The organism is Arsukibacterium sp., assembly GCF_018402695.1.
Taxonomy (GTDB): domain Bacteria; phylum Pseudomonadota; class Gammaproteobacteria; order Enterobacterales; family Alteromonadaceae; genus Alishewanella.
Genome location: NZ_JAGYIM010000023.1, coordinates 13,993 through 27,130, shown reverse-complemented (window position 1 = coordinate 27,130; position 13,138 = coordinate 13,993). Strand labels below are relative to the sequence as shown.

12 protein-coding genes and 3 pseudogenes are annotated in these 13,138 nt (G+C 50.6%); 8 read left to right on the top strand and 7 right to left on the bottom strand.

From position 1 onward, the window contains the following. Positions 1–101: 101 nt before the first annotated feature. A complete protein-coding gene (locus KG631_RS15200) occupies positions 102–962 on the bottom strand; it encodes a YicC/YloC family endoribonuclease (RefSeq protein WP_214000523.1) in 861 nt (286 codons plus the stop codon). A gap of 125 nt (positions 963–1,087) precedes the next feature. Between KG631_RS15200 and rph the strand changes: the two genes are divergently transcribed. Further along, complete coding sequence (rph, locus tag KG631_RS15195) at positions 1,088–1,801, top strand: ribonuclease PH (protein ID WP_097112337.1); 714 nt, start codon at positions 1,088–1,090, stop codon at positions 1,799–1,801. A gap of 18 nt (positions 1,802–1,819) precedes the next feature. Beyond that, positions 1,820–2,471 (top strand): annotated as a pseudogene (gene pyrE, locus KG631_RS15190) (orotate phosphoribosyltransferase). A gap of 242 nt (positions 2,472–2,713) precedes the next feature. Here pyrE and slmA read toward each other — a convergent pair. From slmA to coaBC, 3 genes and pseudogenes are all read right to left on the bottom strand, one after another. Continuing rightward, on the bottom strand, positions 2,714–3,304 hold the full coding sequence (gene slmA, locus KG631_RS15185; protein ID WP_214000522.1) for a nucleoid occlusion factor SlmA: 591 nt from the start codon (positions 3,302–3,304) through the stop codon (positions 2,714–2,716). A gap of 254 nt (positions 3,305–3,558) precedes the next feature. Further along, complete coding sequence (gene dut, locus KG631_RS15180) at positions 3,559–4,017, bottom strand: dUTP diphosphatase (protein ID WP_214000521.1); 459 nt, start codon at positions 4,015–4,017, stop codon at positions 3,559–3,561. Then, positions 4,014–5,277 (bottom strand): annotated as a pseudogene (gene coaBC / locus KG631_RS15175) (bifunctional phosphopantothenoylcysteine decarboxylase/phosphopantothenate--cysteine ligase CoaBC). The gene dut and the pseudogene coaBC overlap by 4 nt, the downstream one beginning before the upstream one ends. An 82-nt stretch (positions 5,278–5,359) precedes the next feature. Between coaBC and radC the strand changes: the two are divergent. The 5 genes and pseudogenes from radC to mutM all read left to right on the top strand — a co-directional run bounded on the left by radC (position 5,360) and on the right by mutM (position 8,028). Next, positions 5,360–6,034 carry a DNA repair protein RadC gene (gene radC, locus KG631_RS15170; RefSeq protein ID WP_214000520.1) on the top strand — a complete coding sequence of 225 codons (675 nt, stop codon included), beginning with the start codon at positions 5,360–5,362 and terminating at the stop codon, positions 6,032–6,034. 192 nt (positions 6,035–6,226) lie between these two features. Beyond that, positions 6,227–6,463 (top strand): 50S ribosomal protein L28, encoded by a 237-nt coding sequence (gene rpmB, locus KG631_RS15165; RefSeq protein WP_026349251.1) that lies wholly within the window; start codon positions 6,227–6,229, stop codon positions 6,461–6,463. Between the two features lie 11 nt (positions 6,464–6,474). Continuing rightward, positions 6,475–6,630 (top strand): 50S ribosomal protein L33, encoded by a 156-nt coding sequence (gene rpmG / locus KG631_RS15160; protein ID WP_008219722.1) that lies wholly within the window; start codon positions 6,475–6,477, stop codon positions 6,628–6,630. 107 nt (positions 6,631–6,737) lie between these two features. Further along, complete coding sequence (locus KG631_RS15155) at positions 6,738–7,211, top strand: hypothetical protein (RefSeq protein WP_214000519.1); 474 nt, start codon at positions 6,738–6,740, stop codon at positions 7,209–7,211. Positions 7,212–7,216: 5 nt separating this feature from the next. Next, positions 7,217–8,028: pseudogene (gene mutM / locus KG631_RS15150) on the top strand (bifunctional DNA-formamidopyrimidine glycosylase/DNA-(apurinic or apyrimidinic site) lyase). 8 nt (positions 8,029–8,036) lie between these two features. On the opposite strand, the gene KG631_RS15145 reads toward mutM, so the two are convergent. From KG631_RS15145 to KG631_RS15135, 3 genes are read right to left on the bottom strand one after another with little or no spacing between them, the layout of a single operon-like run. Continuing rightward, positions 8,037–9,680, bottom strand: a complete 1,644-nt coding sequence (locus tag KG631_RS15145) for a BamA/TamA family outer membrane protein (RefSeq protein WP_301003879.1) — start codon at positions 9,678–9,680, stop codon at positions 8,037–8,039. 5 nt (positions 9,681–9,685) lie between these two features. After that, a complete protein-coding gene (locus tag KG631_RS15140; protein ID WP_214000518.1) occupies positions 9,686–10,540 on the bottom strand; it encodes a mechanosensitive ion channel family protein in 855 nt (284 codons plus the stop codon). A gap of 15 nt (positions 10,541–10,555) precedes the next feature. After that, positions 10,556–11,371, bottom strand: coding sequence for a DUF432 domain-containing protein (locus KG631_RS15135; protein ID WP_214000517.1), 816 nt, complete (start codon positions 11,369–11,371; stop codon positions 10,556–10,558). A gap of 320 nt (positions 11,372–11,691) precedes the next feature. Between KG631_RS15135 and mgtE the strand changes: the two genes are divergently transcribed. Further along, positions 11,692–13,035 carry a magnesium transporter gene (mgtE, locus tag KG631_RS15130; protein WP_214000516.1) on the top strand — a complete coding sequence of 448 codons (1,344 nt, stop codon included), beginning with the start codon at positions 11,692–11,694 and terminating at the stop codon, positions 13,033–13,035. Positions 13,036–13,138: the final 103 nt, after the last annotated feature.

The following is a 13,138-nucleotide window of genomic DNA, read 5'->3' as shown; positions in this document are numbered from 1 at the left end:
TCTGGCGAAAACAGCTTTTGGTGTCTGGAATACCAGGTATTTGATCTCGCAAAAGCAGGTTCGTAGTTGAACCTGCTTTTGTAATTGGATGATAGCTCACGTTATTCAACGTTCTGAATTTGCTCTCTCATCTGCTCAATTAACACCTTAAGCTCAACCGCCGCATTGGTTATTTCGGTACTGATGGCTTTGGATGACAGCGTATTCGCTTCGCGGTTAAATTCCTGCATCATAAAATCTAGGCGACGGCCGCAGGCGCCACCTTTTTTCAGGGTGTGGCGGGTTTCTTTAATATGGGCATCGAGCCGGTCGAGCTCTTCGGCGACGTCAGATTTTGACGCTAAAAACGCCATTTCCTGCTCTAAGCGGCCTTGCTCAATATCGGCTTTAATGTCGTTTAAACGGTTCAGAATACGGTCGCGCTGCCATTGCATAGCTTGTGGTAAATGTGTGCGGACAAAAGCCACTTGCTCGCCAATCGCCGTTAAGCGCTGCTGGATCATCTGCTCTATTGCATCGCCCTCACGGCCGCGGCCTGCCAGAAAATCCTGCAGGGCGGCATCAAAACCGGCCAGCAGTTCGCCCTGCATGGCGTCTAAATCGTCAGTCGGGGTTTCCATTACGCCGGGCCAGCGCAGAATGTCGGCAATATTTAATTGTGCCTGTGGTGCTTTTTGCAGTAGTTGCTGGGCTTTTTGCAGCAATTGTTCGGCAAATTCTTCGTTTAAGGTCAGTTCGCCAGCCGCCTGATTTGCATGATAACGCAGATTTACTTCGATTTTGCCACGTTGCAGGCTGTTACGCAGTTTGTCGCGCAGCAGGCTTTCTAAGCCGCGAAACTGCTCTGGTAAGCGGAAATAACTTTCCAGGTAACGCTGGTTTACCGAGCGGATTTCCCACTGGGCGGTGCCCCAGCTGGCTTTGGTTTCGTGGCGGGCGAAGGCGGTCATGCTGTGGATCATAAAAAGCTCTCAGGCGAAAAATAAAACCAGAGTATACCGCAGGCGCATCGAATTTGGCGAATAGATGGCCCTCAACAGCTATACAACCTATAATAGCGGCCATCGTTAATTTCAGGAGTGCAGCTATGCGTCCAAGTGGCAGAACCGCCAGTCAGATCCGTCCCCTTACTTTTACCCGTCAATTTACCGCTCATGCTGAAGGCTCAGTACTGGTTGAGTTTGGTAATACCAAGGTAATTTGTACCGCCAGTGTAGTAGAAGGTGTACCGCGTTTTATGAAAGGTCAGGGCAAAGGCTGGGTTACCGCTGAGTACGGCATGCTACCACGCGCCACCCACACCCGTAATGACCGCGAAGCGGCGCGCGGCAAACAAGGTGGCCGCACCATGGAGATTCAGCGTTTAATTGGCCGGGCGCTGCGCACTGCGGTCGATTTAAAACTACTGGGTGAGAATACCATTACTATCGACTGTGACGTGATTCAGGCTGATGGTGGCACCCGCACGGCGTCGATTACCGGTGCTTGTGTGGCGCTGGTTGATGCGCTGAACTTTATGCGGGCCAAGGGCACCATTAAAACTAACCCGTTAAAATATATGGTAGCGGCAGTTTCGGTGGGCGTATACAAAGGTACGCCGGTAGCCGATTTAGATTACGCCGAAGATTCTAATGCCGAAACCGATATGAATATTGTGATGACCGAAACCGGCAAAATTATTGAAGTACAGGGCACGGCCGAGACTGAGCCCTTCAGCTTTGATGAAATGCAGCAGATGATGGATTTGGGGCGCCATGCTATCCGGGAAATTATTGAAGAGCAAAAACGGGTACTGGCTTAAGCAGGGGGCAGAACAAGCATGAAGCAGTTTCAACGAGATTTTATTGAATTTGCCCTGGCCCGTCAGGTATTGAAGTTTGGCCAGTTTACACTGAAATCGGGCCGCACCAGTCCGTATTTTTTTAATGCCGGTTTATTTAATACCGGTAGTGATCTGGCGAAACTAGGCCGTTTTTATGCGGCGGCGTTGCAGGATGCGGCAATTGAGTTCGATGTGCTGTTTGGCCCTGCCTATAAAGGTATTCCTATCGCTACCACCACAGCAGTAGCACTGGCGGATCACTATAACCGCGACGTGCCATATTGCTTTAATCGCAAAGAAGCCAAAGCCCATGGCGAGGGTGGCAACTTAGTCGGCTCACCGCTGCAAGGGCCGGATTATGCTGGTAGATGATGTAATTACCGCCGGTACCGCGATTCGCGAATCGATGCAGCTGATTCAGGCGCAGGGCGCCGAGCTTAGCGGCGTGCTGGTCGCGCTGGATCGGCAGGAACGCGGCCAGGGTGAGTTGTCAGCCATTCAGGAAGTGGAACGTGACTTTAATACTAAGGTTGTGGCCATTATCAGCCTGCCGGATTTAATCAGCTATTTAGCCGATAAGCCGGAGATGGCGGAGCATCTGGAGGCGGTGAAAGCTTATCGGGCGCAATATGGGGTTAAGGTAACTTAGAAAGTTACAGAGCGAAGGGCAGGGAGTAGATAGCTGATTACAGAGTGCCGGGTCAGGAAATGCTTTTGATGGCTCACCGTAGTGTAAGGTATCAGGTAATGCTTACGGAACAGCGGCATGGATGCCGCGCAGGCTGAAGGGGCACAGGGATGTGATCCTTGAAGCCGGTGCAGTAAGCGTTACCTGGTGCCTTACGTTATTTAACACTATTCCGAAAGCGCACCTGGCGCCGCGCTTTTTTTCTAGTTAAATAACGCCTGCTGCAATAGCGCCCACTGATTTTGCCAGGCGGCGGTGGGCAGGCGTTTAAAGCCCGAGCGGACAAACTGGCTTATTTTACCCTCTACTGTTGCCAGCAACAGGTTAGCCAGTTCGCCTTCATCAATACTAAACCCTTTACCTTCACGCAATTTGCGCTCGCGCAGGGTTTGCTTAAACTGAGTTTCCAGCTTTTCAAACAGCGCAGCTACCCGCTCCAGTAACCGTTCCTGCTCGCCCTGCAGGGCATCGCCGCTAAGAATGCGGCAAAAGCCGGGGTTACGCTCGGCAAATACCAGAATTAATTGCAGCATTAGCGCTATGCGGCTTTGGGTATCTTTATGCTCATCTGAAATGCTGTTTATTCTGGATAACAGGGTATCTTCAATAAACTCAATTAAGCCTTCAAACATCCGGGCTTTGCTTGGGAAATGGCGATAAAGCGCCGCTTCTGATACGCCAACCTTTTCCGCTAAAGCGGCAGTGGTAATGCGCTGGCCGTTATTGCTTTGCAACATGGCGGCTAACGCCTGCAAAATATCTTCTTTTCTGTTGCCGCGACGCGGTGTTGACATAGCTGTTCCTGAAAATAAACTTATATAGTACCTACTGCTCTTACAGCCGATAGCATTATGTTCGGTGTAAGGCTCGTCCAGCCCGTATGCGTCTTTCGCCGCCTTCAAGGATCACATCCCTGTGCCCCTTCAGGCTCCGCGGCATCCATGCCGCTGCTCAAAACGCACACTGGCCTCCCGAGCTTTCAAGTTTGGTGGTAAACAAGTGTGTTGCCTGGAGGTTTTACATACAATCCTAGGCAAACTAGGGTTAACTAACTTTTACCCGAGTGACCAAAGCCACCTTCACCACGCTCAGAGGTGTCAAAGCTATCAACCACAGTAAACTCGGCCTGCACTACTGGCATAAATACCAGCTGGGCAATCCGGTCGCCCGGTTCAATGCTGAATGTTTGCTGGCCACGGTTCCACATGGATACCATTAACGGCCCCTGGTAGTCAGAGTCAATTAGCCCCACCAGATTGCCCAGTACTATGCCGTGCTTATGCCCCAACCCAGAGCGCGGTAAAATGGTCGCGCATAAGTTAGCGTCGCCAATAAAAATCGAGATACCGGTTGGAATTAATACCGTCTGGCCTGGCTCCAGGGTTAAGGTTTGATCCAGGCAGGCGCGTAAATCGAGGCCGGCTGAGCCCGGAGTGGCATAAGCCGGCAGCGGGAACTCATTGCCAATACGGGGGTCGAGGATCTTCAGCTCAATCGCTTTATTCATTTGTTCGCTTCACTTGTGGTCTGTTGTTGAGATAAAAATTGAGAAAACTGGTTGGAAATCAGTTCGATAAGGCTGGTAGCCAGTGCCGCTTTACTTTGCAATTCAAGCACTTGCTCGCCACCTTGCCAGAGTGCGGTTATTGCATTTTGGTCGCTGTTAAAACCTGCGTCGGGCTGCGATACATCGTTGGCGCAAATCATATCAAGTTTTTTCTTTGCCAGCTTTTGCCGGGCATAGTTTAAGACATCCTGAGTTTCAGCAGCGAAACCTACAGTAAAGGGCCGTTGTTTCGCCAGGCCAGCAACTGCAGCAATAATATCGGGGTTTTTAATCAGAGTAAGCTGCAACTGCTCATCGGCGCCTTTTTTCAGTTTATTGGTGGCCACTTCCGCGGCCCGGTAGTCTGCTACAGCGGCGCAACCAATAAAGATATCGCTGTTAACCGCCGCTTTTAATGCGGCCTCAAACATCTGCTGCGCACTTACCACATCTATCCGCTTAACCCCTACTGGGGTAGCCAGTTGCACCGGGCCACTAATTAGTGTGACATTCGCTCCCAGCTCAGCGGCGGCAGCAGCTAAGGCAAAGCCCATTTTGCCTGAGCTGTGATTTGATAAATAGCGCACCGGGTCCAGTGCTTCCCGGGTAGGGCCAGCTGTAATGGTAAAGCGCCGGCCGCTCAATGGCGCAGCAGGTCCCTGAGTATTTTCAATCAGGGTTTGCTCGATTAGCGCCACCAGCTCCAGCGGTTCCAGCATCCGGCCATAGCCAATATCGCCACAGGCTTGCTCACCGGCTCCCTGGACCATAAATGTGAAATTTATGTTTTTTTAGTGTTGCTAAGTTTTGCTGGGTAGCTATATTGTTATACATCTGCTGGTTCATGGCCGGCGCCACCGCAACCGGTGCGGCAGAGGCCAGCACACAGGTAGTCAGTAAATCGTTGGCCATACCATGGGCCAGTTTGGCAATAACATCGGCTGATGCCGGGGCGACCACGATAAGGTTAGCCCATTTGGCCAGCTCTATATGGCCCATGGCCGCTTCTGCCGCCGGATCGAGCATGCTGGTGCTGACCGGGTTACCGGACACGGCTTGTAAGGTAAGCGGGGTAATAAACTGCTGGGCGGCGTCAGTCAGGATCACTCTGACCTCGGCACCACGCTCTTTTAAGCGGCGGACTAAATCGGCACTTTTGTAGGCGGCTATGCCACCACTAATGCCCAGTAAAATACGTTTTGCTGCCAGAGTCTGCTGCATAAATACCTAAAGCTGGTCCTGAAATCATTGGCATAAGATAACACGGAACGTAAAAATCAGCATCAATTCAGGGAGGATTCAGATGGCAATTTCTGACTGGCCATTAACCGAACGACCGCGGGAAAAGCTACTGCAACTGGGGCCTAAGGCATTGTCTGATGCAGAGCTGTTGGCAATATTTCTGCGTACCGGGGTCAGTGGCTGTGATGCGGTAACCCTGGCCCGGCAGTTACTAAACCATTTTGGCTCGTTGCGCCGCTTAATGGGCGCCAGTCAGCATGAGTTTTGTCAGGCTAAGGGCCTGGGTGAAGCTAAGTTTGTGCAGTTACAGGCCGTATTAGAGCTGAGTAAGCGCTACATGCAGCAGCAATTGCAGCGGGAAACGGTGTTTACTGAGCCGGCATTGGTGAAAAAATTTTTATCACACACTATTGGCCATGAACAGCGTGAAGTGTTCTTACTACTTTACCTTGATAATCAGCATCGTTTAATTGCCAGTGAACCCCTGTTTATGGGCACTATTGATGCGTCGCCGGTGTATCCGCGTATTGTAGTTCAGCGCGCTTTAGCGCATAATGCCGCCGCCGTTATATTGGCTCATAATCATCCTTCCGGGGTGGCCGAGCCAAGCCGCGCCGACAGGGCAATAACGGAGCGCCTGACCCAGGCCATGGCGTTGGTAGATATTAAAATACTGGACCATTTTGTGGTGGGCGATGCAGAAGTTGTCTCTTTTGCAGAACGCGGCTGGCTTTAACAACTTGCTGTCGAAATGCTGGAACAATACAGGCAGATCGCCAACGGATCTGACTTAAGTGCCATTTAAATTCTCTTGAGTTTAATGGGGCTTTCGTGTATAAAGTGCGCCCTCATCCATTTTCGGGGCAACCTTCAAGGCCAGAAGGGTGAATGATAGCTCGAGCTGACGTAATTTTGGAGAAATATAGACATGTCTAGAGTATGCCAAGTAACTGGCAAAGGTCCGATGGTAGGTAACCGTCGTTCGCACGCCAACAACGCGACAAAGCGCCGTTTCCTGCCTAACCTGCAAACTCACCGTTTCTGGGTTGAAAGCGAAAACCGTTTTGTTACTTTACGTACGACCACCCGTGGTATGCGTATTATTGACAAGAAAGGTATCGACGCTGTTTTAGTAGACGTTCGTGCCAACGGTCACAAGGTTTAAGGAATTAACTCATGCGCGATAAAATCCGTTTAGTTTCTTCTGCCGGTACTGGTTTCTTCTACACAACTACGAAGAACAAACGTACCATGCCAGAAAAAATGGAAATTAAAAAGTTCGATCCTAAAGTGCGCAAGCACGTGATTTTCAAAGAAGCGAAAATCAAGTAATCGACCTGAAAACCCGGCCAACGCCGGGTTTTTGCTTTTTACACCCCGCCTAAGTTACTATGCCGCTGCGCCTAAGCAGACCTGCGCCTGTGCAGAAAGGTATCGTTATGTTAAAACTCTCACGCCGCAACTGGAACAACGTCCTGATTTTTGCCGTCCTGATTCTGATGTTTGTGCTGTATGGCATTCCACAACGTTTACAACAAAAAATGGCGGCCGAGCACCGGTTAATTCCGGCAGACAGCGAGCTGTTAATGGTTGGTTTTGCTAATCAGCGTTTAGTCAAAGCCGGGCCACAATGGCAATTACAACCGGCAGTAAATAATGTGGATGCAGCCCAGTTGGCGCTGGCCTGGCAGCACAGTCAGTTAATACCAGTGGATACTGTGCCAATGCAAAGCCGGGTGCCGCTGGCACAGGCCAGTGTGCAACTGGTCGGGGAGAGCAGCCCCATCATCTGGCTACTGTATCCAGACGATGACCCGGATACCAGCCAATACTTGTTGCAACAGGCCGGGCAAAGCCAGTTTTATCAACTTAGCGCGCAGCAGGCCCGCCAACTTTTTTTGCTGGAGAATTAACATAGATGCCAGAATTACCCGAGGTAGAAGTTTCCCGGTTAGGTATTAGTCCGCATTTAGCAGGCCAGCAGCTGCTGAGCGTGGTGGCGCGACAGCGCCAGCTACGCTGGTGGATCCCGGACGAGGTAGTGCAGCAAGCCAACCAGCCGATCCTGGCCGTGCAGCGTCGCGCCAAGTATTTACTGATTACGTCTGGCTGGCAGGCGATATTATTCTGCATTTAGGGATGTCGGGTCATTTAAAGGTTGTAGCCAGTAACACGCCGCCGGTTAAGCATGATCACCTGGATTTAGTATTATCGAATGACAAAGTGCTGCGGTTAAACGATACCCGCCGCTTTGGTGCGGTATTGTGGCAAGCTAAAGGCGAGGTGCATCCGTTGCTGGCTGCACTGGGGCCAGAACCACTAACAGAGGATTTTAGCGCTCAAACCCTGATTGATGCCTGCGCTAAACGCTCTGCTGCCATCAAACTGGTATTGATGGATAATAAAGTGGTAGTTGGCATAGGTAATATCTACGCCAACGAAGCATTGTTTAAAGCTGGCATTTTACCTACTGCACCTGCCAATACAGTGTCACCGGATAAGCTGGCATTACTGAGTACGGTAGTAAAAGAAACCCTGGCCGCCGCCATAGTGCAGGGCGGCACCACGTTAAAAGATTTCAGCCAGGCCGATGGTAAGCCTGGCTACTTTAAACAACAGCTATTGGTTTATGGTCGCGGCAACCAGCCTTGTCTGCAATGCCAACAGCCATTGTCCGAGATAAAGCTGGGCCAGCGTACCACGGTATATTGCAGCCTGTGCCAGCGCTGATGGCGCTGTTAAAAGCGCCGTTTGGCAGTAACCCGCCACTGCCAGTTGCCCAGCTCCGGGTTGTCGGTTACCGGGCGGGTTAAGTCGATATGGACCATGGTGCCGCGGCTGGAGTGAGTCGATAACAACCGCACGCCGACGCCTACACCATAAAGAACGCTATCGTCTATCTCACTTTCACCACGCTGTTCGGCGCCCCAGCTGCGGCCTGCATCGGCAAAGCCGGCAAAACCGACATCGAAAATATGCAGAATATTCCAGTCGGTATAGTACCGGTACTCGGCCGTGGCGACCATCCGGTTGTCACCCCGCTGATAGAATAGCGGGAAGGCGCGTAAGCCGGTATCACCGCCCAGATATAATGCCTCATCTTCGAATAAATCCTGACCACGTTGTAAATCAAGAATACCGACCACACTGCTTTGCCGGCTTAGCTGATACACCAGCTGCCAGTGGGTACTAAGCAGTTGCTGGCGCAAATCAGCCATTTTCAATCCGTGGTAACGAACGCTGCCCAGCAGCCATAAATCACTTTGCAGTGACCAGGCTTTTTCAATGGCCGCATCCACTTGCCAGCCATTGGCGTCTGCCCCCAAACCTTTTTGCACATGACCTAATCGCAGATATGCCTGCCAACCCAGATTAATATCTTCAACCCGGTTAAACTGATTAATGTTGTAAAGCTTGCGATACTGGTCTTCCAGTAACTGGTACTCTACCCAGACCCTTGATAAGTTGCGCTCTGCCGGTAACTCAAACAGTGTGTCGGCATTTTCAGTAAAACTAACATCTTCCAGGGTTACACCGCTGTTCAGGCGATGAATACGCTTACTGTTGCCAGCTAACCTCAAACCAACGAAGCTGCTAAAACCCTGCTGGGTACGGTCGTACTGATTCACTTTTTCACCCAATACATAATCAGTAATTTGCTGTTTGTCTTTACTGACATCAAAACTAACAGCCCAGGGCGAGCTCAGGCGATAAAATGGCCGCTGAATATTGACCTGATAGCTTTCGCCGTCAGAATTATTAGCATAGCGGGTTAATGCCTGCCAGTGGCTGCCCATTATATTCGGGCTGGCAAAGCTGAACAGGTAACCAGTACGCTCAGCGTCTTTAGCATAATCCAGTTGTAGCTGATTACCGGTGCCCAACAGGTTATCTTCGGCGATACCTATCGAGTATTCGGTTGACCCACCCTCGCTGGAGAAGTCTATCTTGGGCAGTAACGACCAGTTATCCCAGGTTTTTACTAACACTTCAACGGTGTTGGTGGCAGGACAATAGTGACTTACCTCAACATCTGCATCGCGAATGTAGCTGCGGCCCCGCAGAATACGTTCGGTTTCCGCCAGTTCTGCCAGGTCTAACGGACTTTGCGGGGCAAACAGCAAATCGTTGGCAATGGTGACTTCTTTAGAAATAATATGGCTGTAGTTGGCAAAACGATGCAACCAAAAGGTACCGGGTTCAGACAGATCGAACACATTTTGCTGCTCGAAATGAATAGCGCTTATTGTCAGGCCGGCTTTTTGCAAATCCGCTTCATCAAATAAAGTGGTGCAACTGGCATTAGTGTCGGCGCGGGCCTGCTTAACCAGAGCCCCGGCAAGCAACATAATAATAACGACTGACATTCGACAAAACATCATACTGCTTAATCCTTGTGCTCAGCTGACGCTGTGCGGTCAGCCGCAGTATTGATGGTAAGTGGGGCAGAACCCTGACCAAACACCACGGTGCGTTGCGGGAATGGGATTTCTATCCCTGCCCGGTCAAAGGCAATTTTAACTTCTTCCTGAATACTGTTACGTAAATCGCGAAAGTTCTCCCGTTTGGTCCAGACACTAAACTGAATACTCAGCGATGATTCAGCAAAACCATTAAAAATAAACAGTGGTTCAGGTTCATCCAGACTGAGTGGATTATCATCTGCCACTTGCTGCAATATTTGACGTACTTTACTGATATCCTCTTTATAGGCCACGCCAATCATCAAATCAAACCGGCGGATGGGGAAGCGGGTCAGGTTAATCATTTCTGTTTTAATCAGGCTTTCATTGGGAATACGCACATACAGGTTGTCAAAAGTGCGTAGTTTGACTGACAGTAAATCGATTGATAATACTTCACCGGTGGTGTTGCCAACCTGGATAACGTCCCCCAGCTGAAATGGCCGTTCACCAATCAGGAATAAACCGCTGATCAGGTTTGACGCAGAAGTTTGCGAAGCGAAACCAATAGCGACTGATAACACCCCGGCCGCGCCCAGCAGTACGCCCAGCGAAAATCCCAACTGGCGCAATGCTGAGGCAAAAAACAAGGCCAGAACCAGCCAGTAAACCAAACGCTTAAACAATACGGCATGATGTTGCGAGAAGTTACGGATAACCAATTTTTGTACACCACGGCTGGCCAGGCTGGCCAACAATAAGCCTGCCGCCAGCAGAATGGCTGCCTGCAACATATTAACCATCTGTTCAGACCGCAAAAAGGCGGTAATTTGCTCCATTAGTGCCAGCTCCTGTTAGTCATTGAACATACCGGTGAAGGCTCGAATCAGCCCTTGTTTTTCAATATGTTGCCGTGGCTCGGCTACCCGGGCCGCCGCAGTCACCCCTGCCGGTAACTGCTTGCTTATTTTAAAACGGGTAAGCGCATGATTGCCGTCGTGTTGCAGGGTTATCGGGTCTGTCCACAGCGTGCCGTCATTTAACCCATACAAGGCGAGGTAGGGTACCGGAATGCTTAATTTATCCAGCACCAGCATGGTATCGGCATTATTTTCAATAGTAACAGTGGTAACAGCACGATGTGGCCTGGCAGGCAGTTCAGCCCGGTTGTGGCGGGCCTGGGTTTTGTCGGCGTAACACAGTTCACCGTGCAGGGTCGATGGTCCAAACCAAGTGTCGGATAAGCGCTGGCTGGCAATATCAGTCAGCTTACACTCAGGCTGTTGCAAGTTTACCTCAACAACCACCGGCGAGCTGATGTAAAACACCACTTGCTGGGCCGGAGGAATACTGAGCTGAGTACGGGTTTTTACTACGACCGGCCGGTCAAGTAACTTTGGTGTTAAACAAAACCGGGCCGGGCTCTCCCGGAATACAAAGCGCTGCAGGTTATCTAACTGGGGTAACTGTTTGAGAGGTTGGCTTGACAACTGATAGCGGTCGTCCTGTTCCGAAGGCCTGGCAGAACCCAGCCACCACTCGGTATCCAATCTTTGTAAAAACAGCGTCAGGGGCCCAAGCGTATATTGCCAGCACTGGCCGCACTCCAAAGCAAGTGGCAGCCACCAGGGGCTAAGCGCCGTTGTATTATTACTGTGTTGTGGTTGCATATCCTATCCGGTAATTGAGCCTCGGCTTTGGCATAGTAGCAGAGCACAGGTGAGTATAATGTTAATTTTTTCGATGCCCCGCTTGTTATCCCGGGCAGCAGATTTTAAAATGATGGTTAAATTCTGCTTAATAAGCAATATGTTATTTTGCTTAAACTAGCAATGGTGGGCTGTGTCAGCTCGGGGTATCATGGTTTCAGTTCCCTGCATAAGCCTGCAGCCAGTATGCCGGCTGCTTTATGAAATTACGCTTAATAAGCTTACCCTGTAATTCGCAGGAGATAGCAATATTGACGCCAGACCAGAGTTAAGAGGGTGTTATGGAGTTACCTGTACTGATAAACCGGCTGCGCTCAGCGCTGGAAAATAATACGGTGCAGTTACTGCAGGACCAGCTGGAAGATGTCCATCCTGCCGATTACGCCGCGGCGATTACCGAATTTTCCCTTGAGCACTTATGGATACTGCTGGCGGCACTGCGCCGGGCAGAGCAGGCAGAGGTGTTTGGATACTTACCGGCAGAAGCGCAGGTTGCGTTGGCTATCCAGGTAAGCCGGCGCAAGCTGGCACCGATAATCCGTCAAATGTCATCTGATGAACGAGCCGATCTGTTTAACCGCTTAAACGCCGAGCAGCGTGAAACCTTGTTACCGGCTCTGGCACAGGCAGAGCGCGAGGACTTACTGCGGTTATCCAGTCATCAGGAAGGCACCGCCGGCGCTATTATGACATCGGATTACGCGATACTGGCACCGGATATTAACGTACGGGATGCGCTCGATGTATTGCGCCGCGAAGCACCCGATAAAGAAACCATTTATTCCGCTTATGTGGTTAACAGTGACCGTAAACTGATTGGTGTGGTGTCACTCCGCGAGCTCATTCTGGCCCCAGCTACCATGCTGGTGGACGAGCTGATGAATCATGACCCTATTTATGCCACTGTGGCGATGAAACAGGAGCAGGTCGCGGCGATGGTGGCGAAATATGACTTACTGGCGTTGCCTATTCTGAACGCGGAACAGCAGATGGTCGGTATTGTCACTTACGATGATGCGATGGATGTTGCGGCAGAAGAGGCGACTGAAGATTTTCATAAAACCGCCACTATAGGCAAGCTGGAGGGCAATGTTAAAGATGCCAGCATTGGCCTGTTATACCGCAAACGGGTGTTCTGGCTGGTAGTGCTGGTATTTGGCAATATTTTCTCTGGCGCCGGCATCGCTTATTTTGAACAGACCATTGCCAGCTATCTGGCCTTATTGTTTTTCCTGCCACTGTTGATTGCCAGTAGTGGCAACGCCGGCGCTCAGTCAGGTACATTGATGGTGCGGGCCCTAGCAACCGGCGATGTTAAATTACGCGACTGGGGCTCGCTGTTGGCCAAAGAGTGCCTGGTAGCCGGTTTACTCGGCTTAACCATGTCATTTGCCGTAGTTTGGCTCGGCTGGTGGCGTGGTGGTTATGATATTGCCATAGTAGTAGCCGCCACCATGATGCTGGTGGTGATGGTCGGCAGTTTGGTCGGCTTATCGTTACCCTTTTTACTCAGCCGCTTAAAACTCGACCCAGCCACCGCCAGCGGCCCGTTAATTACCTCTATTGCCGACGTCGCCGGCGTGGTGTTGTATTTCTCCATCGCCACCTGGTATCTGGGGTTATGATTTTTGCAGGTAATATTGAATTAGTTAAAGCAAGAATTTTCATCTTTACAACTAATAAATTATCGTTGCAAATAACCACCCTGCATGTAAACTCGCGATGCAT